Origin of the sequence: Streptomyces sp. FXJ1.172 (assembly GCF_001636945.3) — a bacterium.
GTDB lineage: Bacteria > Actinomycetota > Actinomycetes > Streptomycetales > Streptomycetaceae > Streptomyces.
The window spans coordinates 1,153,279-1,177,279 of the sequence record NZ_CP119133.2 but is presented as its reverse complement, the minus strand read 5'-3'; the positions used below and the strand labels follow the sequence as shown (position 1 = coordinate 1,177,279).

General features: G+C 71.6%; 19 protein-coding genes, 1 pseudogene and 1 riboswitch. Of the genes and pseudogenes, 13 read left to right on the top strand and 7 right to left on the bottom strand.

Annotation, left to right across the window (positions count from 1 at the left end; genetic code table 11):
• Nucleotides 1-33: 33 nt before the first annotated feature.
• The 3 genes from A6P39_RS05655 to A6P39_RS05645 all read right to left on the bottom strand — a co-directional run bounded on the left by A6P39_RS05655 (nucleotide 34) and on the right by A6P39_RS05645 (nucleotide 2,197).
• Complete coding sequence (locus A6P39_RS05655; protein ID WP_067051287.1) at nucleotides 34-1,125, bottom strand: fatty acid desaturase family protein; 1,092 nt, start codon at nucleotides 1,123-1,125, stop codon at nucleotides 34-36.
• Between the two features lie 155 nt (nucleotides 1,126-1,280).
• Nucleotides 1,281-1,619 (bottom strand): sensor histidine kinase, encoded by a 339-nt coding sequence (locus tag A6P39_RS05650; RefSeq protein WP_067051285.1) that lies wholly within the window; start codon nucleotides 1,617-1,619, stop codon nucleotides 1,281-1,283.
• A 26-nt stretch (nucleotides 1,620-1,645) separates the two neighbouring features.
• On the bottom strand, nucleotides 1,646-2,197 hold the full coding sequence (locus A6P39_RS05645; RefSeq protein WP_067051282.1) for a YciI family protein: 552 nt from the start codon (nucleotides 2,195-2,197) through the stop codon (nucleotides 1,646-1,648).
• Nucleotides 2,198-2,490: 293 nt separating this feature from the next.
• On the opposite strand from A6P39_RS05645, the gene A6P39_RS05640 reads away from it, so the two are divergent.
• From A6P39_RS05640 to A6P39_RS05620, 5 genes and pseudogenes are all read left to right on the top strand, one after another.
• Nucleotides 2,491-3,384 carry a polysaccharide deacetylase family protein gene (locus tag A6P39_RS05640; protein ID WP_067051280.1) on the top strand — a complete coding sequence of 298 codons (894 nt, stop codon included), beginning with the start codon at nucleotides 2,491-2,493 and terminating at the stop codon, nucleotides 3,382-3,384.
• A 192-nt stretch (nucleotides 3,385-3,576) separates the two neighbouring features.
• The gene (locus A6P39_RS05635) at nucleotides 3,577-5,028 is read left to right on the top strand and encodes a purine-cytosine permease family protein (protein WP_199840904.1); all 1,452 of its coding nucleotides are present in this window, start codon (nucleotides 3,577-3,579) and stop codon (nucleotides 5,026-5,028) included.
• A gap of 162 nt (nucleotides 5,029-5,190) precedes the next feature.
• Nucleotides 5,191-5,650 (top strand): annotated as a pseudogene (locus A6P39_RS05630) (LysE family translocator); the annotation flags it as partial.
• A gap of 217 nt (nucleotides 5,651-5,867) precedes the next feature.
• A complete protein-coding gene (locus A6P39_RS05625; RefSeq protein ID WP_067051274.1) occupies nucleotides 5,868-6,539 on the top strand; it encodes an acetate uptake transporter in 672 nt (223 codons plus the stop codon).
• A 120-nt stretch (nucleotides 6,540-6,659) separates the two neighbouring features.
• Nucleotides 6,660-7,397 carry a DUF1345 domain-containing protein gene (locus A6P39_RS05620; RefSeq protein ID WP_067051272.1) on the top strand — a complete coding sequence of 246 codons (738 nt, stop codon included), beginning with the start codon at nucleotides 6,660-6,662 and terminating at the stop codon, nucleotides 7,395-7,397.
• Nucleotides 7,398-7,504: 107 nt separating this feature from the next.
• Here the strand turns inward: A6P39_RS05620 and cpt are convergent, their stop codons facing one another.
• Nucleotides 7,505-8,038 (bottom strand): chloramphenicol phosphotransferase CPT, encoded by a 534-nt coding sequence (cpt, locus tag A6P39_RS05615; RefSeq protein WP_067051271.1) that lies wholly within the window; start codon nucleotides 8,036-8,038, stop codon nucleotides 7,505-7,507.
• Nucleotides 8,039-8,255: 217 nt separating this feature from the next.
• Here cpt and A6P39_RS05610 point away from each other — a divergent pair, with 217 nt between their 5' ends.
• On the top strand, nucleotides 8,256-9,194 hold the full coding sequence (locus A6P39_RS05610) for an NAD-dependent epimerase/dehydratase family protein (RefSeq protein ID WP_067051269.1): 939 nt from the start codon (nucleotides 8,256-8,258) through the stop codon (nucleotides 9,192-9,194).
• A gap of 63 nt (nucleotides 9,195-9,257) precedes the next feature.
• Here A6P39_RS05610 and A6P39_RS05605 read toward each other — a convergent pair whose 3' ends face one another.
• Both A6P39_RS05605 and A6P39_RS05600 read right to left on the bottom strand, forming a co-directional pair.
• The gene (locus A6P39_RS05605; RefSeq protein ID WP_079133595.1) at nucleotides 9,258-10,265 is read right to left on the bottom strand and encodes an EamA family transporter; all 1,008 of its coding nucleotides are present in this window, start codon (nucleotides 10,263-10,265) and stop codon (nucleotides 9,258-9,260) included.
• Between the two features lie 36 nt (nucleotides 10,266-10,301).
• On the bottom strand, nucleotides 10,302-11,279 hold the full coding sequence (locus tag A6P39_RS05600; protein WP_067051267.1) for a quinone oxidoreductase family protein: 978 nt from the start codon (nucleotides 11,277-11,279) through the stop codon (nucleotides 10,302-10,304).
• 160 nt (nucleotides 11,280-11,439) lie between these two features.
• Between A6P39_RS05600 and A6P39_RS05595 the strand changes: the two genes are divergently transcribed.
• The 5 genes from A6P39_RS05595 (at nucleotide 11,440) to A6P39_RS05575 (ending at nucleotide 19,713) form a co-directional block, all read left to right on the top strand.
• Complete coding sequence (locus A6P39_RS05595) at nucleotides 11,440-11,787, top strand: ArsR/SmtB family transcription factor (protein WP_067051265.1); 348 nt, start codon at nucleotides 11,440-11,442, stop codon at nucleotides 11,785-11,787.
• 89 nt (nucleotides 11,788-11,876) lie between these two features.
• A complete protein-coding gene (locus A6P39_RS05590) occupies nucleotides 11,877-12,560 on the top strand; it encodes a response regulator transcription factor (protein ID WP_067051262.1) in 684 nt (227 codons plus the stop codon).
• Between the two features lie 224 nt (nucleotides 12,561-12,784).
• A complete protein-coding gene (locus A6P39_RS05585) occupies nucleotides 12,785-14,446 on the top strand; it encodes an alkaline phosphatase family protein (protein WP_234379073.1) in 1,662 nt (553 codons plus the stop codon).
• A gap of 306 nt (nucleotides 14,447-14,752) precedes the next feature.
• Nucleotides 14,753-15,271 (top strand): lamin tail domain-containing protein, encoded by a 519-nt coding sequence (locus A6P39_RS05580; RefSeq protein WP_443052821.1) that lies wholly within the window; start codon nucleotides 14,753-14,755, stop codon nucleotides 15,269-15,271.
• Nucleotides 15,272-15,552: 281 nt separating this feature from the next.
• Nucleotides 15,553-19,713 carry a bifunctional nitrate reductase/sulfite reductase flavoprotein subunit alpha gene (locus A6P39_RS05575; RefSeq protein ID WP_067051259.1) on the top strand — a complete coding sequence of 1,387 codons (4,161 nt, stop codon included), beginning with the start codon at nucleotides 15,553-15,555 and terminating at the stop codon, nucleotides 19,711-19,713.
• Between the two features lie 79 nt (nucleotides 19,714-19,792).
• Here the strand turns inward: A6P39_RS05575 and A6P39_RS05570 are convergent, their stop codons facing one another.
• Complete coding sequence (locus tag A6P39_RS05570; protein ID WP_067051256.1) at nucleotides 19,793-20,608, bottom strand: SAM-dependent methyltransferase; 816 nt, start codon at nucleotides 20,606-20,608, stop codon at nucleotides 19,793-19,795.
• Nucleotides 20,609-20,847: 239 nt separating this feature from the next.
• Nucleotides 20,848-21,019: riboswitch (M-box (ykoK) riboswitch) on the top strand.
• Nucleotides 21,020-21,355: 336 nt separating this feature from the next.
• On the opposite strand from A6P39_RS05570, the gene A6P39_RS05565 reads away from it, so the two are divergent.
• The gene (locus A6P39_RS05565) at nucleotides 21,356-22,702 is read left to right on the top strand and encodes a magnesium transporter MgtE N-terminal domain-containing protein (protein ID WP_067051252.1); all 1,347 of its coding nucleotides are present in this window, start codon (nucleotides 21,356-21,358) and stop codon (nucleotides 22,700-22,702) included.
• Nucleotides 22,699-23,991 (top strand): NRAMP family divalent metal transporter, encoded by a 1,293-nt coding sequence (locus tag A6P39_RS05560; RefSeq protein ID WP_234379072.1) that lies wholly within the window; start codon nucleotides 22,699-22,701, stop codon nucleotides 23,989-23,991. Before A6P39_RS05565 ends, A6P39_RS05560 begins: the two co-directional genes overlap by 4 nt.
• The last annotated feature ends 10 nt before the right edge of the window (nucleotides 23,992-24,001 follow it).

Sequence of the window (24,001 nt, the reverse complement as noted above, 5' to 3'; positions counted from 1 at the left end):
CGGGGCGGGCGAGGGTGGTGCGCTGGACGCTCGTCAGACCGCCTTGCGCTGCCGCCTGATGGGTTCCCCCACGCGGTGCATATGGGCGAGGGCCTCGCGGTACGACTGGATGAGTCCCGTCTCGTGGTACGGCACACCGATCTCCGCGCAGTAGGCGCGCACGACGACCTGGGCCCGGCGCAGATGAGGGGTGGGCATGCTCGGGAACAGGTGGTGCTCGATCTGGTAGTTGAGCCCGCCGAGCAGTACGTCGGTGAGCCGGCCGCCGCGCACGTTGCGGGAGGTGAGCACCTGGCGGCGCAGGAAGTCGGGCCGCTCGTCACCGCTGAGCGTGGGCATGCCCTTGTGGTTCGGAGCGAAGGTGCAGCCGAGGTAGACACCGAAGAGACACTGGTGCACGGCGAGGAACGCCAGCGCCTTGCCGGGGGAGAGCACCAGAAACAGCACGGACACATAGGCCGCGATGTGCAGGATGAGCAGGGCGCCCTCCAGCAGCCGCTTCTTCATCGACGGTGAGCGCAGCGCCCGGACGCTCGCGACATGCAGGTTGAACCCCTCGAGCGTCAGCAGCGGGAAGAACAGCAGGGCCTGGTGGCCGCCGATGAGCCGGGCCAGGCCCCGGCTGCTGCGGGCCTGCTCGGTGGACCACACCAGGATGTCCGGGGAGACATCGGGGTCGAGTTCCTCGTGGTTGGGGTTGGCGTGATGGCGGGTGTGCTTGTTCATCCACCAGCCGTAGCTCATGCCGATCCCCAGATTGCCGAAGAGCCGGCCCCAGGTCTCGCTCCTCCGGGCGCTCCGGAAGACCTGACGGTGTGCCAAGTCGTGGGACACCAGGGCCATTTGGCCGAACATGAGCGCAAGGAAGGCGGCCACCGCCAGCTGCCACCAGCTGTCGCCGAGCGCGAGGAAGGCGCCCCAGCCCGCGGCCAGCAGCGCGATCACCAGACCGAGCCGTGCCCTGTAGTGGCCGGTGCACCGCTCGAGCAGACCCGCTTCGGTGATACGCCGGGACAGCCGGGCGAAGTCGCTGCCGGCTTCGGAGCCGGACGCTCCCGCGCCGGACGTACGGGCACGGGCGGCAGGCGCTCCCGCCGTGACGGAGGTGTCGGTGGAAATCGTCATGCAGACGAGTCTGGGAACGGCGGCCTTGCCGAAACAGCCTGCCAGTCACCGGACCGGACCGGGGGCTGCCCCTACACCGCCCCGGGTGGTGTCACCACCACACGCCTCCTGACCTCGCTGTTTCCGGGAATGGAGCCAGGAACGCCGTCCGCCGCTCAGCGCTCACCGGCCCGCCCCCGCGGCTGCCGCGGTCTCGGGAAGGGGTAGCCGTGCCACCACCCGGAAACCGCCCCCGGGCCGCGGCCCGGCGCTGAGCCGGCCGTGCAGCAGCCCGGCCCGCTCCCGCATCCCGCATCCCGCATCCCGATGATGCCGAAGCTGTGACCCGGGCCGGGCCCAAAAGCGCCGCGCCCGTCGTCCACGACCTCCATGGACAGTTCCTCGTCCCCGTAGCCGACGGTCGCCCTGCAGTGCCCGGTGCCCGCGTGGCGTACCACGTTGGTCAGCGCCTCCTGCACGATCCGGTAGGCGGCCAGGTCGATGTCGGCGGGCAAGGGCCGCCGTTCCCGCGGTGACCGGGTCAGGTCCGCCGTCCGCCGAACTCCCAGTCGTGGACCTCGATGTCCGCGTACCGCCCCGCGGCCAGGACGGCTCGTGCCGTGTCCCGGTCCGGTGCCCGGACCAGCGCCGCCGTGCCCAGCCAGAGCGTGCCGTCGTCGGACAGGAGCGGCCCGTACGCGATCAGCTCGTCCCGGTCGGCCGGGACGGGAGGCTCGACGGCGTGCGCGGAGCCTAGGCCGAGCACCAGGTAGCGGTTGCCGCCGGTCCGGCCGCCGGGGAAGTCCCACATGGTGCGCCCCAGCACGTTGCGCCATCGGCGCAGCAGCACGTCGCGGTACACCCCGGCCTGGTGGCCGGGCTCGTCGAAGGCGAACGCGCGCGCGGCGGCGGGATCGGGCAGATCGATGATGTGCACGCTGCCGGTGGCCGTCTCACCGTCGCCGGTGAGGGTCGGGCCGCGGGCGATCATCTCCTTGGCGTACCGGTCCATGTAGGACCAGTGCTCCTCCAGCAACTCGTCGCGCAGCGGCGCGGAGCCTGGCCGGTCACGGTGGTAGCAGAAGAACTCCATGACCCCAGACTCTGTCCCAGCGCGGGCGACGTCTCAACTGGCTTTCACCGTCCGGGCCGGTGGCGAGGCTTCGCAGGTGAGCGGTCATGTCGGCCGATGGTGGCGTGGGCCCTCCGGTACGGTGGTCCGAGCGATTCTGGGTGATCTCTTACCGGTGTCTTCACGGCCGGGGCCGATCCGGTGCGTACGGTTGCCGGTGTGGCCGTCGTCGGGTGGCGGTGGCCGTCAAGTACGTGTGTCTGATCAGGTGCCTTCGATCAGACGTGGTCGATCGGGTGTGGAGGAGCGGACGGATGGCAGCCGGTCGCCGCGCAGTGCTCGCCGTCATGGCGGGAGGTCTGCTCGCCGGGTGTGCGGGACAGAAGAAGAGCGCGGACGCCTCCGCTTCACCCTCCGGCGCGGTGGAGACAGGCCCGGCGGCGCCCCCGCAGGCCTCCGGCTCCGGCCCGGTGGCGACGGCGGCCCCGAACCGGCCCGACGTCACCCGCGCCCAGGTCGTGGGCCGTTACGGCCACAGCGTGCCGCACTCCTGGGGCTTCGACGCACCGGGGGTGGTCCACTCCCTGCCGGGCGCGAAGAAGGAGATCGCGCTGACCTTCGACGCGTGCGGCGGCCCGGGCGGCAGCGGCTACGACCGCGCGCTGATCGATTTCCTGCGCACCCGGCACATCCCGGCGACGCTGTTCCTCAACTCCCGCTGGATCGACGCCAACCCGGCGGAGTTCCACCGACTGGCCGCCGAGCCGCAGTTCGAGATCGCCAACCACGGCACCCGGCACCGCCCGCTGTCCGTCAGCGGCCGTTCCGCGTACGGCATCCCCGGCACCCGCAGCCCCGGCGAGGTGTACGACGAGATCGCCGGCAACCGGGCCAAACTGACCCGGTTGCTGGGCGCCCCGCCCCGCTACTTCCGGTCCGGCACCGCGTACTGCGACGACGTCGCGGCACACATCGTCCGTGACCTCGGGGAGCGTTTCGTCAGTTTCTCCGTCAACGGGGACGGCGGCGCGACCTTCACCCACGAGCAGGTCCACGAGACCGTCGCGGCCGCTCCGGGCGGTTCCATCGTGCTGTGCCACATGAACCACCCCGAGGGCGGCACCGCCGAGGGCATCGCGAGCGCCGTCCCGCACCTGCTGGCCACCGGCCACCGCTTCGTCCGCCTCTCGGACGCCCTGCACGCCTGACGCCGGGAGCCGTCCGCCCGTGGACGGCCTGTTCGGTCCTCACCCGAATCCGCACCCGAATCCGCACCCGCACCCGAATCCGCACCAGCACCCGCACCCAAACTCGAACCCAAACCCGCACCTCACCACTCGTCACCGCGCCTGTATGGGAGAACAATGTGCCCCAGAGGCGGTTCGGGTGCGGGAGGCGTCATGAGCACATCAGCAGAGCCGAGAGTGTCCGGACTTGAGGTCCGGTCCATCGACTACGTCCCCTTGGACGAGCGGCACGGCAAACTCTGGCATCTGGGCCCCCTGTGGTTCATGTCCAACGCCCAGATCGCCACCCTGGCCGTGGGGCTCATCAGCATCACCTCGGGCGGCAACCTGATCTGGTCGCTGCTGGCCATCGTCGCCGGAACCGTCATCGGCACGTTCTTCATGGCCTTCCACTCGGCGCAGGGCCCGCAGCTGGGGCTGCCGCAGATGATCCAGTCCCGCCCCCAGTTCGGTTACGTCGGCGCCCTGCTGGTGTGGCTCTTCGCCTATGTGCAGTACGCGGGGTTCAACGTCTTCAACAGCATCCTCGCCGCCGACTCCCTGCACACCACCCTGCACGGCAGCGTGAAACTGTGGGTCGTCGTGGTCACCGTGGTCGCGCTCGTCATCGCACTGGTCGGCTACGACATCATCCACAAGGCCGAGCGGATCCTGACGTACACCTTCCTGGTCATCTTCGGGATCTTCACCGTCGGCGTCCTCGTCACCCTGCACTACCCCTCGGGCTCCTTCGACCTCGGCGCCTTCAAGTGGACACCGTTCCTGGCGCAGTTCGGCGTGGTCGCCGGCTACCAGATCAGCTGGGCCATCTACGTCTCCGACTACTCGCGCTACCTCCCGCCGGACGTCACGGTCCGCAAGACCTTCTACTGGACGTACTTCGGATCCGCGCTCGGCGGCATCTGGCTGATGGTGCTCGGCACCCTGCTGGCCGCCTGGGCGGGCAAGGGCTTCGACACGATCAAGTCGATCAACGCGGCGGGCGACAAGGTGTTCAACGGCTTCGGCGCGATCGTGCTGCTCTTCGCCGCTCTGGGCCTGGTGTCCGTCACCGCCCTGAACATGTACGGGGGTTCGCTGACCCTCATCAGCGGCATCGACTCGTTCAAACGGGTACGGCCGACGCTGGGCGTACGCCTGCTGACCATCGGCCTGACCGCGGCCCTCTCCCTGATCGGCGCGCTGGCCGCGACCGCCAACTTCCTCGAGAACTTCAACAACTTCCTGCTCCTGGTGCTCTACCTGTTCATCCCGTGGACCGCGGTCAACCTCATGGACTACTACGTCGTGCGGCGCGGGCACTACGCGATCGCCGAGATCTTCAACCCCAACGGCATCTACGGCCGTTGGGGCTGGCACGGCATCACCGCCTACCTCGTCGGCTTCGCCGCGATGATCCCCTTCTTCTCCGTCGGCACCCTGTACGTCGGCCCGGCCGCCAAGGCCCTCGGCGGAGCCGACATCTCCCTGTTCATCGGACTGCCGGTCTCCGCGCTGCTGTACTGGTGGCTGACCCGCTCGATCGACGTGGCGGCCGAGACCCGCCTGGCCGAGGCGGAGGCGGCGGCACTGGAACAGGCGGCACACGAACACCGCGAGCCGTGAACCGCGGGCTTCCTCCCCAGCCCGATCGTTCGGCATTTCCGACGATCACCGGTTGGAAACATTCGCTGGAGCGATGACAGGAAGGCATCCGACCCTGATCGTGAGCGCTCCGGCGCCGTTCACCGGACACACGACATCAGAAGGATGCCTTCGTTGATCCCCATGCTGACCCATTTCGCCGTCGCGATCGGCGTCCTCGGCCTGCTGACCGTCGTGCCCGGCCCCGACATGGCCGTCGTGACCCGCCGGGCCCTGGTGGCCGGCACCGGGGACGCGCTGCGGACCGTGGCCGGCATCGCGACGGGGCTGCTGCTCTACTCCCTCCCGCCCCGGAAGCCCCTGGCGGACCGGGCTGATCAGCAACGTCCTCAACCCCAAGATCGCCGTCTGCTACACCGGGCTGCTGCCCACGCTGGCCCCGCTGCGGCTGCCGGCCGCCTGGGGCATGAAACTGCTCGTAGTGCTGCACATCGGCCTGACCGCGGCCTGGCTGGGCGGCTGCACGCTGCTGCTGGCCAAGGCCGGGCCGCTGCTGTGCACGCCCCGGCTGCGCCGTGTGCTGGGCCGGGTGACAGGCGTCGTGCTGATCGGCGTCGGTCTCGTCGTCGCCACCACGGCCGGCTGGCCCCGCGCCCGCCGGACGCCCGCCCTCATCCGCGGCGACCGCGTATTGCCGGGCAGGAACACGGCTAACGCATACGACGAACGGGTACCTTCCGTAAAGGTAGACGCAGGCGGCACACCAGTGCCGCCGGCCCGCCTCGGGGTTCCAGCCAGCACGTTCGTGGGCTAGCCAAGCGTCGGCTGCTGGTCCGGCTCTGCTCGAAGGGATGCCGGTCATGAACGAGGACACGAGGAGTCTGCCCCCGGAGCAGCCGGCCGCGGAAGGCCCGCGGTCGGTTACCTGGGGCGACCCGGCCCCGCTGGGCCTGGCCGGCTTCGCCCTCACCACCCTGCTTCTCTCCATCGTCAACACCAACCTGGTCAAGGAGACCGGCGCCATCGTGCCCGTCCTGGGCCTGGCCGTGTTCTACGGCGGCCTCGCCCAGTTCGCCGCAGGCCTGTTCGAATTTCGGCGCGGCAACACGTTCGGCGCGACGGTGTTCGTCTCGTACGCCGCCTTCTGGCTGTCCTACTGGTGGATCGTGCCGCGTCTGGTGTTCGCCGGCGACGTGCACAACGCGCTCGGCCTGTTCCTGCTCGGGTGGGGCATCTTCACCGCCTACATGGCCGTTGCCGCGCTGCGGGTCAGCCTCGCCATGCTGGCGGTACTCGTACTGCTCACCCTCACCTACATCTTCCTCGCCGTCGGAGCGTTCCAGACCGGGGCCGAGCCGCATGCGCTGACCCAGGTGGGCGGGTGGTTCGGCATCGCCACGGGACTCGTCGCCTGGTACGCCTCGGCGGCGACCGTCATCAACGAGACACACGGCCGTACCCTCCTGCCCGTGGGCCCGCGCCATACCGGCCCGGCCCCGGCACGTGTGTCGAGCATCCCGCCCGAGGCCTGACCGGCTCGGGCCACAGGGCGGCGGCCGTGGCGGATCTGCCGTAGGTCCGCGCTGTCGCGGCGCGCTCGCGCCGTCGCCCCGGTGCCCGCCGGGAGGGAATCACCCGCGACAATCCTCGTCATGAACGACGACATGGATGACGCCGAGAGCCGCCTGGCCCGGATCGAGCGGCTGCTGGAGAGCGGGGAGCGGGAACTGGTCCCCGCCTGGCGCCGGGCGACCCGCGGCGAGCCGCGCTGGACGGTGACGGCCGTGATCCTCACGGCCGTCGCCCTGCAGCTCACCCTGCCGCACCGGCTCATCCTCCTGCACCCGTTCTGGGCCATGCCCGCACTGGAGCTGTTCCTGCTGGCCGGCCTGGTCGCCGCCAACCCCCGCCGGGTCGAGCCCCGCACCCGGTGGCTGCGCTGGCTCGGCCTGGTCCTGATCTGCGTCATCAGCCTGACCAACGGCTGGTCCGCGGTCCGGCTGGTGGCGGACCTGGTGAACGGCACCGGAGGAGACCAGGCGGTTCCGCTGCTGCTCACCGGTGGCGTCATCTGGGTCACGAACGTCATCGTGTTCGCCCTGTGGTACTGGGAGTGGGACCGGGGCGGCCCGATGGCCCGGGTCCAGGGACAGCACCAGTTCGCCGACTTCCTCTTCGTCCAGATGCAGAGCCCGCAGTTCGCGCCGCCGGACTGGGAACCGGCGTTCCTGGACTACCTGTACCTGTCCTTCACCAACGCCACCGCCTTCAGCCCGACCGACGTCATGCCGATGTCCCGCTGGTCGAAGATGCTGATGATGCTCCAGTCGACGGTCTCCCTGGTGACCGTGGTCCTCGTGGTCGCCCGAGCCGTCAACATCCTGAAGTAACCCGGTGCCCCTCACTCTCGGACGCCGGCGACGGGCGGGCGGCGAACGGCGTCAGCTCCCGAGGGGACCCATGTGTCCCCTCCCGGGGGGACCGCCGAGCCGGCCGCTCAGCTGGCGTGCGCGGCGATGGCCCGTGCGCACTCCATCGACTCGGTGTGCATGGTGTCCACCTCCAGGTCGTAGGTCACGCCCTGGTGGACGATCTCCGCCTGGGAGACGGCCATTCCGACGGCCCGGTCGCCCCGGGCGACCTCCCGGCCCGCGGCTACCGCACCGTCACACCGGACGCCGACCCACAGCACCCGCAGATCGGCCAGCGCCTTCTGCCATCGCTGCTGCGAGTACGCTCCGCCGAGGAAGACCTCGTCCACGATCACCCGTGCACCCGCGCGGGCCATCGCGGCGACTCCCTCGATCCAGGCCGCTTCGAGCGTCCGGAACTCCGGCCCGACGGTGACCTCGCCGTCCGGCGCGAACCCGATCCCGGCATCCGACGCCCGCAGGGACGCCGGCATCGCCTCCACCAGCGTGTCCGTCCCGAGGGCCAGCCACGGATCCGGCAGCACCGCCTGCAGACACCGGACGATCCCGGACTTGCCCGAGCTGGAACCACCATTGAGCACGATCACCTGCGTTGTCACCGCGCCACAGTAGACACATCCCGCTCCGCCCGCCAGAGCGTCATGTCCGCGGTCACGAAGCTCACGCCGCACCCTGCCGGGCGGCCTTGACCTCCCGGCCGAAACGCCGCCGGAACGACGGATCGCCGGCCGGCTCCGGCCGCGCTCGACCTTCGATGTCACAAACGGCGGGACTCTTTCGTCTAGATCTCGGAACGGACTTCGGGACAGGGAGGTGATGGCCGTGCGGGTGTTCGTGGCGGGCGGCGCCGGAATCTTGGGGCGGCGGCTGGTGCCGCAGCTCGTGGCCCGTGGCCACCAGGTGACGGCCACGACGACGAGCGAGGCCAAGCTCGGCCTGGTGGCGCAACTGGGCGCGGACGGCGTCGTGATGGACGGACTGGACGCCGCATCCGTCGGCGCGGCGGTGGCCGCGGCCCGGCCGGACGTGATCGTGCACCAGATGACCGCGATCAGCTCCGCACACGCCGGCAAGCCCGACCCCAAGCACATGGACCGGTGGTTCCTGCCGACCACCAGACTGCGCACCGAGGGGACGGACCATCTGCTGGCCGCCGCCGAGGCGAACGGCGTACCGCACTTCGTCGCGCAGGGATTCGCCAACTGGAACGGGAGCCGTGCCGACGGCAGCGGGGCGACCGAGGAGGACCCGCTGGACCTGCACGAGGGAACGGCGGCGCACAAGCTGCTGGCGGCGCTGCGCTACCTCGAGGAAGCGGTCGGCAGGGCCGACGGCGCGGTACTGCGCTACGGCGGGTTCTACGGCCCCGGCGCCACCGACGAAGCCCTGGCGCTCGTACGCAAGCGGCAGTTCCCGCTCGTCGGGAACGGCACCGGCTACGGCTCGTGGGTGCACGTCGACGACGCGGCGAGCGCCACCGTCCTGGCCGTGGAACAGAAGGTGCGGGGTGTGTTCAACATCGTCGACGACGAACCGGCCCCGGCGAGCGAGTGGTTGCCCCATCTGGCGCGGTGCGCGGGCGCGAAACCGCCGCTGCGGATGCCGAAGTGGCTGGTCCGGCTGCTGGCCGGAGACATGATGGTGACGATCATGACCGAGGGACGCGGCTTCTCCAACGCCAAGGCCAAGCGGGAACTGGGCTGGCAACCGCGCTATCCGTCCTGGCGACAGGGCTTCGAGGAGGGCCTGGTGTGAACCGCGCCGCCCCGAACTCCCCTCGGCCGAGGGGGTGTTCGGCGGGGTGGCCGCGCCGAGAACCTAGAGGTGTGGACCATTTTCGTCAAGTGGTGAAGTAACGTGTGAGGCACGGGAGTTGGGTTTGTCGCCGGATGTCGTGCCCCGTACGGTGCGCGGACACCCCGGGCTCTCCTCGCGTTGGGTCCCGCGTCGCTCACCGGCTCCCAGGAGCGTGGCCGTGACGGAGGCGCAGGCGACCGTGGCGATACCGAGCCACTGCGGCCGGGCGAGGTGCTGACCGAGGATCAGGAGCCCGAACAGGGCGCCGACGGCCGGCTCGAGGCTCGTCAGGACACCGAACACCCGAGGGGGGATCCGGCGCAGCGCCTCCAGGTTGAGCGAGTACGGCAGCACGCTGGACGCCACGGCCACCACCACGGCGACGCCCAGCACATGCGGTGACAGGAGCGCGCTCCCGGCGTGCGCGATGCCGTAGGGGGCGCTCAGCAGCGCGGCCCACAGGACCGCGAGCGCCAGCCCCTGACCGCCGCTGATGCGCCGTGCCATGCGTGCGGAGACGAGGATGTAGCCGGCCCAGCAGCACGCCGCCGCGAAGGCCAGGGCGAGTCCGCCCGGGTTCAGGGGGACGCCGCCCCCGCCGAGCAGCAGGACGCCACCGGCCGCCAGACAGGCGGGCAACAGGTCGCCGACCCGTCGCGACCCGGCCAGCGCGATGACGAACGGGCCGAGGAACTCGATCGTGGCGACAGCACCCAGCGGGATGCGCTCGACGGCCGCGTAGAAGGCGAGATGGTGTCCCGCGAGCAGGGCCCCGGCGCCGAGCACCGTCCCCCGGGCATCCCGCACCGAACCCGAGGTCCCCCGGCGCGGGCGCCACACCAGGCACAGCAGCACGCCCGCGATCAGCAGCCGCAGGAGCACCACACCGGCCGCGCCGACCTGCGGATAGACCCGGGGTGCGAGGGCCGCGCCGAACTGGACGCCGCACACGCCGCCCAGCACCAGCCCCGGTGCGGGTATCTTCCCGACGACCCCTGTGTACGCCCGGGTCATGCCGTCCCTGCTCATTCCTTGCTCAAGTCCTGTTCTCCGAGCGGTCCGTGCTCACTGTGCCGTGCGCAGCAGCAGCTTGCCCGTCGAGGTGCGCCCGCCCATCAGCCGGTGCGCCTTCGCGGCGTCCGACAGCGCGAACTCCGCGGTGACGGGCAGGGTCACGGTGCCGTCGACGACCTTGTGGAAGGCACGCTCGGCGAGCGCGCGCAGCGCCTCGGGCGCGGTCTGCGCGAGGCCCAGGACGGAGAGGCCGGCGACGGCGCGGCCCTGTGCGGACAGCTCCGCCTGCCCGGCCTGCCACGGCGGCGCCCCGCTCGCGTTGCCGAAGGACACCAGCCGGCCGAAGACGGCCAGGGTGTCGAGGCCGCGGCGCAGGGTGTCGCCGCCCACCGGGTCGAGGATCAGGTCGACACCCCGGCCGCCGGTGACGCGGCGGACGTCGTCGGCGAAGGTGCCGGTGGTGAACACCTCGTCGTAGCCGTACTTGAGGGCGTGTCCGGCTTTGTCGCGGGAGGACACCACCCCGTACACGGCACCGGCGCCGGCCGCCCGGGCCAGCTGTCCGACCGCCGTGCCGACCCCTCCCGCCGCTCCGTGCACCAGCACGCTCTCCCCGGCGCGCAGCCGCCCCACCTCGTGCAGCAGGGCGTGCGCGGTCGGCAGGACGGTGGGCAGCGTGGCCGCGGTCCGCAGGTCCAGGCCCGCGGGCAGCGGGAGGACGGTGGCGGCCCCGGCGGCCACCACCTCCGCGTACGCGCCGCCGTTGACGAACGCGACGACTTCCTGACCCGGCCGCAGCCCCTCGACGCCCGGGCCGACCGCCCGGACCCGGCCGGAGACGTCCAGGCCGGGACGGAACGGCAGCGACGGCACCCGGTACCCCTCGGCACGCGCCTTGAGGTCCGCGAAGTTCACGCCGGTGTAGGCGGCGTCGATGGTCACCTGGCCCGGTCCCGGTTCGGGGACCTCGGCCTGCACGACCTTCAGTACCTCGGGGCCGCCGTACTCCTGGAATTCGACCGCGCGCATCGGCGGTGACCGCCTTTCTGCAAGGTGTGTCATGTGTACCGGAAGGAGTGTTCAACGGAAAGCGAACACTGGGACTGTAAGATACTCATCGAACACTCGGCAAGGGGTCCGGGCCGCCCGGCGGGATGACCCGCAAGGGAACGCACGGAAGGAGAGGGGCATGCCGAAGCAGGCCACCGGCGCACGGCACCGCGCGGCGCCGGTCCACACGGATCCCCGGGACGTCTCCGTCCTGACCGCGCTGTCCGCGGTCGCCGATCCCGTACGCCTGACGCTGATCCGCGAGCTGGCGGGCTCGGCGGACTGGACGCGCAGCTGCGGCAGCTTCGACGTACCCGTCGGCAAGGCCGCACTCAGCCACCACTTCTCGGTGCTGCGCGACGCCGGCCTCGTCGAGCAGCGCGACGAGGGCCCGAGGCGGGTCAACCGGCTGCGCCGCGAGGAGTTCGAGGCCCGCTTCCCCGGGCTGCTCGACCTCCTGCTCCGCGGGGACGGCGACGCGGGCTGAGCACCCGGCCCGCGCGGGCTGCGCCGCCGTAGCAACACCGCCGACACCTCCGACAGCCCAGACGGCGACCACGACGAAAGTCCCGCCCCATGACGATCCGTGTCCTGCTCGCCGACGACCAGGCCCTGCTGCGAGCGACCTTCCGCATCCTCATCGACTCGGCCGAGGACCTGACCGTGGTCGCGGAGGCTGCCGACGGGCAGGAAGCCGTCGACCTCGCCGCCGCCCACCGGCCCGACGTCGTCCTCATGGACATCCGCATGCCGAACCTCGACGGCGTGTCCGCCACCGCCGCCATCTGCTCCCGGCCGGAACTGACGGGCACCCACGTCCTCGTCCTGACCACCTTCGAGAACGACGAGAACGTCGCCAAGGCCCTGCGCGCCGGCGCGAGCGGATTCCTCGGCAAGGGCGTCAGCCCCGACGACCTGCTGTCCGGCATCGGCACCGTGGCCGCCGGCGACGCCCTGCTCTCGCCCGGCGCCACCCGGACCCTCATCGCCCGCTTCCTGGCGGCCCCGGCCACCGACGACTTCCACGCCCTGCCGGACGCCGTCAAGACCCTGACCGACCGCGAACGCGAGGTCACGGCGCTGGCCGCGCACGGCAGGTCCAACGCCGACATCGCCGAGCAACTCGTCCTGAGCCCGCTCACCGTACGCAGCCACATCCAGCGGGCCATGACCAAACTCGACGCACGGGACCGCGCCCAGCTCGTCGTCATCGCCTATCAGAGCGGCCTGGTGAAACCGCACACCCAACCCGACGGGTGAACCCGAACCCGTGGCGACCGGGCCACGGTCCTCCCCGTCGAGCACCCACCTACAGTGCGGTCACCGCCGCGGGTTCAGACAGGTGACCACACCTATGGCGTGTCTTTGCGTGCGCCGATGGGTTTCTTGGGCTGATCAGGACATGGCGGTCCGCTTCCGTACACGTTCCTCCTCTCGGATGTCGGTGCACGGTTCGCATGCTCAGCACAGCCCGAGGAGAACCCTTGTCCCGACGCCCGTCCCACCCCGTACGCACCATCGCGGCGGCGGCGGCCGCGCTGGCCGCCGTCGGCGGCCTCACCGCGGCGGCCACGCCCGCCTCGGCGCACGCCCCCGCGCACCCGGGCGCCCACCATGTCCTGCTGCTGTCCGTCGACGGGCTGCACCAGTCCGACCTCGCCTGGTACACCGCCCGGCACCCGCACTCGGCGCTCGCCCGGCTCGCCGGCGGCGGCGTGGAGTACACCCACGCGGCGACCACCAACCCCTCCGACTCCTTCCCGGGCATGGTCGGCCAGCTCACCGGCGGCGACCCGGGCACCACGGGCGTCTACTACGACGACACCTACAGCTCCGCCCTCCTGCCCGCCGGCACCACGCACTGCGCCGGTGTCAAGCCCGGCGTGGAGGTCGACCTCACCGAGGACCTCGACAAGAACAAGGACTCCATCGACGCGGGACAGGGACTGAGTGGACTTCCCGGCAGCATCCTGCAGATGACCGGTGACCCCACCCGCCTCATCGACCCGTCGAAGCTCCCGGTCGACCCGAAGACCTGCAGACCGCTCTACCCCCACTCCTACCTGCGCGTGAACACCGTCTTCGAGGTGGCCCGCACGGCAGGCCTGCGCACCGCCTGGTCCGACAAGCACGCCGCCTACGACATTCTCGACGGCCCCTCCGGCAAGGGCATCCAGGACCTGTTCGCGCCCGAGATCAACAGCGCGGCCACCGGCTACGCCGCGGGCGAGGACTGGACGAAGGACAACGCCGCGACCCAGCAGTACGACGGCTACAAGGTGCGGGCCGTCCTCAACGAGATCGACGGCTACGACCACAGCCGTACCCACGAGGTGGGCACCCCGGCCGTCTTCGGCATGAACTTCCAGTCCGTCTCGACCGCCCAGAAGCTGCCCGCCTCCGACGGTCTGACGGGCGGTTACCAGGCGAAGGGCGTACCCGGCCCGCTCCTGGCGAAGAGCCTCGACTTCGTGGACCAGCAGGTCGGCGCCCTCCTCACCGAACTGCGCAAGCGGCACCTCGACGGCAGCACCACGGTCGTCCTGTCCGCCAAGCACGGCCAGTCGCCCACCGACCCCAAGGCGCTGACCCGCATCGACGACGGCCCGCTGCTCGACGGCCTCAACGCCGCCTGGAAGTCCGCGCACCCGGGCGCCGCGGACCTCGTCGCCCACGCGGTGGACGACGACGCCATGCTGCTCTGGCTCACCGACCGCTCCCAGGCCGCCGCCGACTTCGCCAAGGCCTACCTGCTCGCCCGGTCCGGCACGGGCAACGGCATCGACGGCAAGGCCCGGCCGTTCACCGCGAGCGGCCTGAAGACGCTCTACGCGGGCGCGTCCGCCGCACGCTACTTCCACACCCGCCCGGGCGACTCCCGAGTGCCCGACCTGGTCGGCATCAGCCAGTACGGCGTCGTCTACACCGGCGGCAAGGGCAAGATCGCGGAGCACGGCGGCGCCCATGCCGACGACCTCGACGTCCCGCTGGTCGTCGCCGGCGCCGGCACCCCGCGCGGCGTGCGCGTCGACGGCCCGGTGCACACCACGCAGATCGCCCCCACCATCCTGCGGCTTCTCGGCCTCGACCCGCGGAAGCTGGAGGCCGTCCGCATCGAGCACACCCGGGTCCTTCCCGTGCGCTGACCTTCGTGCCGGGCAGGGTTGCCCCAGTTGGCGTACCGGCTCGTTACCCACTTTCGGGTGGCCGCCTGAGCGCTTCGGGACGTACGGGCCCGACAGGCCATCAAAAATCCACTTTCAGAACATAAATGGTCATTGCATCCGAGAGTTATGGATTTCTGCTGGATCTGTAATGCCATGTGGGTTTCCCGTACAAAACCGGACGGAGGTTGCAAGGTGTGGGTGCGCGGCCGAACGGCCGCGCACCCGCACCAAACGCGCTTCCTCGCGAAGGGGGACCTTGTGTCCGTTTCTTCTTCCGCCCGTCGTGTGACCGCCGCCACCGCCGTGGCCGCCGTCATGGTGGGCGCCGCCTCGCTCCCGGCCGCGGCCGCCGGTCAGCACCCGGTCCGTCTGCACCACGGCGTGGTGTACATCAGTGGTGTGCGGCACGAAGCGAGCCGGGCCGACCACTCCAACCGCACCCTCAACAAGGAGTGGGTGGACGTCACGAACGGCTCGCGCCGGGTCGTGAACCTGGACCACTGGACGCTGTCCGACCCGAACGGCCACACCTACACCTTCCACCACGTACGGCTCGCGGGCGGGGCCACCGTCCGCGTCCACACCGGTGTCGGCAAGGACACCCGGACCGACCTGTACCAGGACCGCCGCATGCGCGTGTGGGACCGCAACGCCGACATCGCGACCCTGCGCAACGACCGCGGCCGTGTGGTGGACACCGTCTCCTGGGGTGTCCGTGAGCACCGCCGGGACGGCGCCGGGTGGCACCACGGCAGCCTCCGTCACCCCGACGCCGGCCACCACCGCGGCGACCACCGCCGCTGACCCCTTTGCCCCTCGGCCCCGGCCGGCGTCCTCGCCGGCCGGGGCCGCCGCATGCCCCGGCCGGCAGCCCCGGGCGGGACGAGCCGCACGACGTGGTGAGAGCCTCCCTCCGCCACGGCTCAAGCGGCTGCCAGCAGATTGATCCGGGCTCACACACGCCTGCCGGCCCCTGTGCGGTGGGTGTAACCCCTGATGATCAGGTGCGGAGACACCGGCGTAATGAGCGGTTCGTACCGTCACGAAGCGTGGGATCAGGACGAGCACAGGAGAGGGAGGCGCCCGTGGCCGCGCCGGGCTCGCTGAGCGAGGGCACGACGAAGGTGCGGACGGTCTGCTCGTACTGCGGAGTGGGCTGCGGCATGGTCCTCGACGTCGGCAGGGGACCGGACGGGCGTCGTACCGTCCTGAAGGCGAGCGGGGACAAGGAACATCCGGCGAACTTCGGACGGCTGTGCACCAAGGGCGCGACCACCGCGGACATGCTCGCCGCCCCGGGCCGTCTGAGCACCGCCCTCGTCCGGCCCGAGCGCGGTGAGGAGCCGCATCCCGCGCCACTGCCGGCCGCCGTCGCCGAGACCGCCCGCCGCCTGCGCGCGATCATCGACGAGCACGGCCCCGACGCGGTCGCCCTCTATGTCTCCGGGCAGATGAGCCTGGAGGCGCAGTACCTGGCGAACAAGCTCGCCAAGGGCTTCATCCGTACCAACCAGATCGAGTCGAACTCCCGGTTGTGCATGGCCAGTGCCGGAACCGGCTACAAGCTGTCGCTGGGCGCGGACGGGCCGCCCGGGTCGTACCAGGACCTGGACCAGGCCGATGTGTTCCTCGTCATCGGCTCCAACATGGCCGACTGCCACCCCGTCCTCTTCCTGCGCATGATGGACCGGGTGAAGTCGGCGGGCGCCAAGCTGATCGTCGTGGACCCGCGGCGTACCGCCACCGCGGCCAAGGCCGACCTGTTCCTGCAGATCAGGCCGGGCACCGACCTCGCCCTGCTCAACGGGCTGCTGCACCTGCTGCACGCGAACGGCCACACCGACCCCGGCTTCATCGCCGCGCACACCGAGGGCTGGGAGGCGATGCCCGAGTTCCTCGCCGACTACCCGCCCGCCACCGTCGCGGAGATCACCGGCATACCGGAGGACCGCATACGCGAGGCGGCCCGGCTGATCGGCGAGGCGGGGGAGTGGACGAGCTGCTGGACGATGGGGCTGAACCAGTCCACGCACGGCACCTGGAACACCAACGCACTGGTCAACTTGCACCTCGCCACCGGCGCCATCTGCCGTCCGGGCTCCGGCCCCTTCTCGCTGACCGGCCAGCCCAACGCCATGGGCGGCCGCGAGATGGGCTACATGGGGCCCGGCCTGCCCGGGCAGCGCTCCGTCCTCGCCGACGCCGACCGGGCCTTCGTCGAGGAGCTGTGGGAGCTGGAACCGGGCGCCCTGCGCGCCGACGGGGTCGGCAAGGGCACGGTCGAGATGTTCCGGAAGATGGCCGACGGGGACATCAAGGCGTGCTGGATCATCTGCACCAACCCGGTCGCCTCCGTCGCCAACCGCAAGACGGTCATCGAGGGCCTGGAAGCGGCCGAATTCGTCGTCACCCAGGACGTGTTCACCGACACGGAGACCAACGCGTACGCCGATGTCGTGCTGCCCGGCGCGCTGTGGACCGAGACCGAGGGCGTCCTGATCAACAGCGAGCGCAACCTCACCCTCGCCCGCCCGGCCGCCGATCCGCCCGGCGAGGCGACCGCGGACTGGCGGATCATCGCCGCCGTGGCCCGTGAGATGGGGTACGAGAAGGGCTTCGCGTACGACAGCGCGGAAGAGGTCTTCGAGGAGATCAAGCGCGCCCGGAACCCGGTGACAGGCTGGGACCTGCGCGGGGTCAGCTACGAGCGGCTGCGGCAGACACCCGTGCAGTGGCCGGCGGCCGGCGCCGACGGCCCCGACCGCAATCCGATCCGGTACCTCGGCACGGACGGCACGCCGGCCTTCCCGACCGCGAGCGGGCGGGCGGTCTTCCACGCCCGCCCGCACATCTGCGCGGCGGAGATGCCCGACGACGACTACCCGTACGTCCTCAACACCGGCCGGCTCCAGCACCAGTGGCACACGCTGACCAAGACGGCCAAGGTGGCCAAGCTGAACAAGCTCGACCCCGGCCCCTTCGTGGAGGTGCACCCGCAGGACGCGGCCCGGCTGGGCGTCGCCGAGGGCGATTCGGTGGAGGTCGCCTCGCGGCGCGGCCGGGCCGTGCTGCCCGCGGTCGTCACCGACCGGGTGCGGCCGGGCTGCTGCTTCGCGCCGTTCCACTGGAACGACCTGTTCGGCGAGTATCTGAGCGTCAACGCCGTGACCAGCGACGCCGTCGACCCGCTGTCCTTCCAGCCCGAGTTCAAGGTGTGCGCCGTGTCGCTGACCAAGGTGGCCACGCCCGTGATGGTGCAGGCCCCGCCACCTGCAGCCGCCCAGACCACGGTTCCGGCCGCCGCCGTCCTCCCCGCGGTGAGCGTGTCCGCCGCGTTCGGGCTGGACCCCGCGCCGCCGCCCGTCCTCTCCGCCCATGAACGCCGGTATCTGACGGGCTTCCTCGCCGGCATCCCGTCCGGCGCCCCGGGCGTGCCGGTCCTGCCCCCGGACGCCCCGTTCAGCCCCGAGCACGCCCTGTGGGTCAACGGCGCGCTGGCCGGGATGTACTCCAGGACCGCGGCGGCGCCCACGCTGGGCGCGGGGGGTTCCCCGCAGTCGCCGGCCCCGACCGCGGACACCCCCCGCCGTCAGGTCCTCATCCTCTGGGCGTCGCAGACCGGGAACGCCGAGGACTTCGCGGGCGCCGTGGCGGAGCGGCTCACCACCGACGGGCATCCCGCCGCCCTTCTCCCCATGGCGGACGCGGATCCCGCGGCGCTGCCGTCCGACGCCGATCTGCTGCTGATCACGAGCACGTTCGGGGACGGCGACGCCCCGGACAACGGGGCCGGGTTCTGGGACGCCCTCGCTTCGCCCGACGCCCCGCCCCTCAGCGGCAGGCGCTACGCCGTCCTCGCCTTCGGCGACTCCTCCTACGACGACTTCTGCGGTCACGGCCGCCGCCTGGACCGGCGCATGGAGGAGCTGGACGCGACACGGCTGGCCCCGCGCACCGACTGCGAACCGGACTACGAGGCAGCGGCCGGGGCCTGGCTCGACCAGGTGCTCACCGCGTTGCGGCCCGCCGACCGGCCGGCTCTCGCCACAGCCCCCGCACCGGCTCCTGATCCGGTTCGCGCAACCCCGGCGGCCTCGGCGTCCGCTGCTTCCGCGCGGCCCGGCCGTCCCGCCCCCGTCACCGCCCGTCTCACCGGCAACCGCCTGCTGAGCCTGCCCGGCGCCGGCAAGGAGGTCCGGCGCTTCACCTTCGACAGCCGCGACGGCGACATGCCCCTGGTCTACGAGGCCGGGGACGCCCTGGCCGTCCACCCGGTCAACCAGCCGGAGCTGGTGACGGAATGGCTGGCCGTCACCGGCATCGCCGCGGACGCGGCCGTACAGCTGAAGAGCGCCGGAGAGGTGGCGTTCGCCGAGGCACTGCTACGGCACCTGGACATCACGCGGGTCACCCCCGACCTGCTGCGCTTCGCCGCCGACCGCACCCGCGACCCGCGCGAGCTGCGCAAGCTGCTCCGGCCGGACAACAAGGGCGAGTTGGCGCAGTGGTCCTGGGGACGCCAAGCCGTCGACGTCGTCGCCGAGTTCGGCATCCGGGCCGGGGCGCAGGAGTGGGCCGATGTGCTGGGGCGGCTGCAACCCCGGCTGTACTCCATATCGTCCAGCCCCCTGACCGACCCCCACCTGGTCTCCCTGACGGTCTCCGTCGTCCGCTACGAGAACCTGGCCGGCCGCCCCCGCCAGGGCGTGTGCTCCCCCTTCCTCGCCGACGCCGAGCCCGGCACCCCGGTGCCGGTCCGTGTCCAGCGGGCGCCGCACTTCCGCCCGCCGGCCGACCCCGCCACCCCGGCGGTGATGGTGGGCCCCGGCACGGGCGTCGCGCCCTTCATCGGCTTCCTCGAGGACCGCCGGGCCCGCGGCCACCGCGCCCCGAACTGGCTGTTCTTCGGCGAACAGCACCGGGCGACCGACTTCTACTACGAGCAGGAGCTGGCCGCCTTCCTGAGCGAGGGCACGCTCACCCGCCTGGACACCGCCTTCTCCCGCGACCGTCGCGCCAAGGTCTACGTCCAGGACCGGATGCGCGAACACGGCCCGCTGCTGTGGTCATGGCTCCAGGACGGCGCCCACTTCTACGTCTGCGGCGACGCCTCCCGCATGGCCAAGGACGTCGACCGGGTCCTGCGCGAGATCGCCACCGTGCACGGTGGCCTGGACGAGACGGAGGCGGCCGCGTACATCAAGCAACTCGCCGCCGACAAGCGCTATGTGCGGGACGTGTACTGACGGGGGCGGCGTCACACGGACAACGCCCGCTTCGCCGCGCCTCCGTACGGGAGGCGCGGCGGCCGGCGCTGTCGCCGCGTTACGGCTTGCGGGCGAGGCCGCCGTGCTCGGCGACGATCTCCGGGGCGGACGAACCCGGCTCCGGACGCCACCGCGTGACCGACACGACGCCGGGCTCGACGAGTTCGAGGCCGTCGAAGAACGCGGTGATCTCGTCCACGGTACGCAGGTTGTACGGCACGGCGCCGCTGCTGTTGTACGCGTCCTGCGCCTGCTCGAAGACGGGGTCGATGCCGCGCGAGCCGTCGTTGACGGCCAGGTAGCTGCCCGACGGCAGGGCGTCCAGCAGCCGGGCGACGATCGAGCGGGCCTGGCCGTAGTCGGCGACGTGGCCCAGGATGTTGCTGAGGATGAGTCCGGTGGGGCGGCTGAGGTCCAGCGTGTCGGCGGCGGCCGCGAGGATGCGGTCCGGTTCCGTCACATCGGCGTCGATGTAGGCGGTGGCGCCCTCGGGGGTCGAGTAGAGCAGGGCGCGGGCGTGGGCCAGGACCATCGGGTCGTTGTCGACGTAGACGATCCGCGTCTCGGGAGCGATCCCCTGCGCGACCTCATGGGTGTTCTGCGCGGTCGGCAGGCCGGTGCCGATGTCCAGGAACTGCCGGATGCCCGCCTCGGCGACCAGATGGGTGATGCTGCGGCGCAGGAAGGCACGGCTGCCGCGGGCGATCGTGACGATGCCGGGGAAGACGGCGGTGTACGCGTCGCCCGCCGCCTCGTCGACGGGGTAGTTGTCCTTGCCGCCGAGCCAGTAGTTCCAGATCCGGGCGGAGTGCGGCACCGTCGTGTCGATCTTCTGGCGCATCGCTGCTTGGGGCGACGCCACGGGGTCGGTCATGAGTCGAGTCCATCTTTCGGCCAGGGCATGGATCGGTCACGGCACAACCTACGTCCGAACACCCGTGTCCCACCAAGCAGTTCGCGATTCCGGTCGCCCGCCAGGGACGGGAAGGCCGCCGGGGGCCACGCGCAGCTCCCTGTTGTTACTCTGTCTCTGTTCCGTAGTGTGCAGGTCAAGGGCCGGTCATGCAGGGCAAAGGCGGCGCGCGGCGGGCGTATCGTAGGTGCGGAAAAGGAAAGGCACCTCGTTCGGTGAGGCGTCTTCACGGACACAGGCCACTGATCCCACCCGTCGAGAGACGCTCCGGATCAGGACAGGTCTCCCCGGCCCAAGGGGTGACCCCAGGTGGCTTCCCCGCGAGGGGATCACGCCGTGGAGTGCCAAAGCTCTGACGAGTAGGGGTGCGCCGGACCGAACCGGTTCCGGCTGCCCTCCGCCACAGGACCGCGACACTCTCTGCGCGGCCGTGACCGGGAGGAGGCGACATGGACAGTAGTCCGGGCCATAGTCGGCCCCTCTTCGTGTTGTCCGCGCCGTCCTTCCGTGGCCCGGAGCAGCCCTTCCTTCCCTGACCCCCGCCCAGCCACCGGCCCGGCCCGACAGGCCGTGTGCCGGGCTGCGCCCTGTGCGCGCCCGGTGTGCCCGGTGCCCCGGCCCGGGGAGGACGCGCGCTGCCACGGGCCGCCCGTCGCCCCGTCACACCGGGGCAAGGGGGTGTTCATCTTGGCTGCCCACACTCTGCTCATGTCCACTTCGGCCCGGCTGCGTGACCGCCGGGTCCATCTGGAGCGCCGCGCCACCGCCTCCAAGGCTGTCCGCACCTCGCTGGTCTCCCTCGCCGGGCTGATCGGCGGCCCGGCCACCAACCAGTCGGGCGACGAGGTCGGCCGCGTCGTCGACGTCGTCGCCCGGCTCTACGGCACCGACTCCTACCCGCCGGTCACCGGGCTCATCCTGCGCATCGGCCGCCGCCACACCTTCCTTCCGGCCACCGCCGTCGGCAAGGTGCACGCCGGCCACATACGGCTGCGCACCGCCCGGGTCGACCTGCGCGACTTCGTCCGCCGCCCCGGCGAGGTCCTGCTCGCCAAGGACGTGCTCGACCATCAGCTGGTCGACGTCGACGGCGTCCAGGTCACCCGCGCCGCCGACCTGTACCTGGCACCCCTGGTCGACCAGGTCGTCCTGGTCGGGGTCGACGTCTCGCTGCCCACCCTGCTGCGCCGGCTCGGCCCGCGCCGCTGGCAGGCCCGCCCCACCCCGGAGCGGGTGCTGGACTGGCAGGCCATAGCACCCTTCGCCGAGCAGGCCACCGAGGGCCCGGCCGAGGTACGGCTGCGCGCCTCCCGGGCGGCGCTGCACCGGCTGCGCCCGGCCGACCTCGCCGACATCCTCGAAGACCTCGGCCGTGCCGAACGCCAGCAGCTGCTGGGCTGGCTGGAACCGGAGCAGGCCGCCGACGCCCTGGAGGAGATGGAGCCGGCCGAGCTGCAGAACCTGCTGCGCGAGGCCCAGCCGGAACACGCCGCCCGCCTGGTGGACGAGATGGAGCCCGACGAGGCCACCGACGCCCTGCGCGACCTCACCGGCGAGGAGCGTGAGGCCCTGCTCAGCCGGATGCCGAAGGGCGAGGCGGCGGAACTGCGCCGGCTGCTGGCCCACCGGGAGGGCACCGCGGGCGGCGCCATGACCACGCTGCTGATCACCGCCGGCCAGGACGAGACCGTCGCCGAGGTGCGCGCCCGGCTGGCCGAACAGGCCGAGCACCGCACCGAGATCGACGCCGTCGCCGTCGTGGACGGCGAGGACCGGCTGCTGTGCGACATCGCGCTGTTCGACCTGGCGGTGGCCGAGGACGCGACCCCGATCGCCGACCTGGTCGCCTGGCGCGCCCAGTTCGGCCCGCCGGACACCGTCCGCGCCGACACCTCCCTTTCCGAGGCCGCCGACCAACTGGTCGCGGCCCGCGCCTCCTCACTCCTGGTGGTCGACGACACCGACCGCCCGATCGGCCGGATCCTGGCCGACGACCTGCTCGACGCGATGCTGCCCGAACGCGGGCGGCTGCACTTCCGGAGGTTCCTGCAGTGACCCGCGACCTCGACACCGCCACCGCGGCACCGCAGGCCCCCGCGCCCGCCCGCCGGACCGGCTGGCGGCGCCTCACCATGATCGCGGCGGTCGCCGGACCCGGACTGGTCGCCGCGAACGCCGGCAACGACGCCGCCGGCATCGCCACCTACGCCTCGGCGGGCTCCCAGTTCACCTACGGCACCCTGTTCTTCATGGTGCTGGTCACCATCGCCCTGGTGATGGTGCAGGAGATGGCCGTACGCCTCGGTGCTCACACGGGCAAGGGCCTCGGCGCCCTGATCCGCGAACAGTTCAGCCTGCGCCTGACCGCGCTCGCCGTCTCCTGCCTGCTGCTCGCCAACACCGGCCTCGTCGTGTCCGAGTTCGCGGGCATCGGCGCCGCCTTCGAACTGCTCGGCGTGCCGAAGTGGGCGGTCATCCCGCCTGCCGCGGTCCTGCTGTGGGCACTGGTCCTGTTCGGCTCCTACCACTGGGCCGAACGCATCTTCCTGATCATGTCGCTGGCCTTCTTCGCCTACCCGATCGCGATGATCCTCGGCCACCCCGACTGGGGCGCGGTCGGCCACCACCTCGTCGTCCCGCACATCGAGCCGAACAAGAGCTTCATCCTGCTCGCGGTCGCGTTGATCGGTACGACGGTCAGCCCGTACATGCAGTTCTACGCCGCCGCGGGCGTCGTGGACCGGGGCGCCAAGCCCGCCGACTACCCGCTCATCCGTGCCGACGCCATCCTCGGCGCCGTCTTCGCCTGTGTCATCAGCCTGACCATCATCATCGCCACGGCCTCGGCCATCGGCGGCACCGGCCCGCTGGACTCCGCCGCCCAGGCCGCCGAGGCCCTCAAGCCGGTCGCAGGCCGCAACGCGGAGCTGCTGTTCGCGCTCGGCCTGCTCGGGGCCTCCGCCCTGGCCGGCGCCGTCGTCCCGCTCTCGGCCAGCTACGCCATAGGAGAGGCCGCCGGCGTGGAACGCTCCGTCTCCCGCAGCTTCCGTGACGCCCCCCTCTTCCTGGGCCTGTTCACCGCCCAGATCGTGCTGGGCGCCACGGTCGCGATGACCCCGGTCGACGTCATCCAGCTGCTCATCGGCACCCAGGTCCTCCAGGGTCTGATCAGCCCCATCGTGCTGGTCTACCTCCTGGTCCTGACCAACCGCCGCTCGGTCCTCGGCCCGGCCGCCAACGGCCCGCGCTACCGCGTCGCCGCCACCGCCGTGGTCGTGGGCGTCGCCGCCATGTCGACGATCCTCCTCGTCCAGACGGTCGCGGACTGGTTCGGTCTTGGCTGATCCGCGCTTT

What these genes read in the sequence shown, in the direction of transcription:
- A6P39_RS05595 (WP_067051265.1), top strand. Translation starts at nt 11,440, where the DNA reads ATGCCGAAGCAGGCCACCGGCGCACGGCACCGCGCGGCGCCGGTCCAC.
- A6P39_RS05655 (WP_067051287.1), bottom strand. Translation starts at nt 1,125, where the DNA reads ATGACGATTTCCACCGACACCTCCGTCACGGCGGGAGCGCCTGCCGCC.
- A6P39_RS05570 (WP_067051256.1), bottom strand. Translation starts at nt 20,608, where the DNA reads ATGACCGACCCCGTGGCGTCGCCCCAAGCAGCGATGCGCCAGAAGATC.
- A6P39_RS05565 (WP_067051252.1), top strand. Translation starts at nt 21,356, where the DNA reads ATGTCCACTTCGGCCCGGCTGCGTGACCGCCGGGTCCATCTGGAGCGC.
- A6P39_RS05635 (WP_199840904.1), top strand. Translation starts at nt 3,577, where the DNA reads ATGAGCACATCAGCAGAGCCGAGAGTGTCCGGACTTGAGGTCCGGTCC.
- A6P39_RS05610 (WP_067051269.1), top strand. Translation starts at nt 8,256, where the DNA reads ATGGCCGTGCGGGTGTTCGTGGCGGGCGGCGCCGGAATCTTGGGGCGG.
- A6P39_RS05625 (WP_067051274.1), top strand. Translation starts at nt 5,868, where the DNA reads ATGAACGAGGACACGAGGAGTCTGCCCCCGGAGCAGCCGGCCGCGGAA.
- A6P39_RS05600 (WP_067051267.1), bottom strand. Translation starts at nt 11,279, where the DNA reads ATGCGCGCGGTCGAATTCCAGGAGTACGGCGGCCCCGAGGTACTGAAG.
- A6P39_RS05640 (WP_067051280.1), top strand. Translation starts at nt 2,491, where the DNA reads ATGGCAGCCGGTCGCCGCGCAGTGCTCGCCGTCATGGCGGGAGGTCTG.
- A6P39_RS05620 (WP_067051272.1), top strand. Translation starts at nt 6,660, where the DNA reads ATGAACGACGACATGGATGACGCCGAGAGCCGCCTGGCCCGGATCGAG.
- A6P39_RS05645 (WP_067051282.1), bottom strand. Translation starts at nt 2,197, where the DNA reads ATGGAGTTCTTCTGCTACCACCGTGACCGGCCAGGCTCCGCGCCGCTG.
- A6P39_RS05605 (WP_079133595.1), bottom strand. Translation starts at nt 10,265, where the DNA reads ATGAGCAGGGACGGCATGACCCGGGCGTACACAGGGGTCGTCGGGAAG.
- A6P39_RS05590 (WP_067051262.1), top strand. Translation starts at nt 11,877, where the DNA reads ATGACGATCCGTGTCCTGCTCGCCGACGACCAGGCCCTGCTGCGAGCG.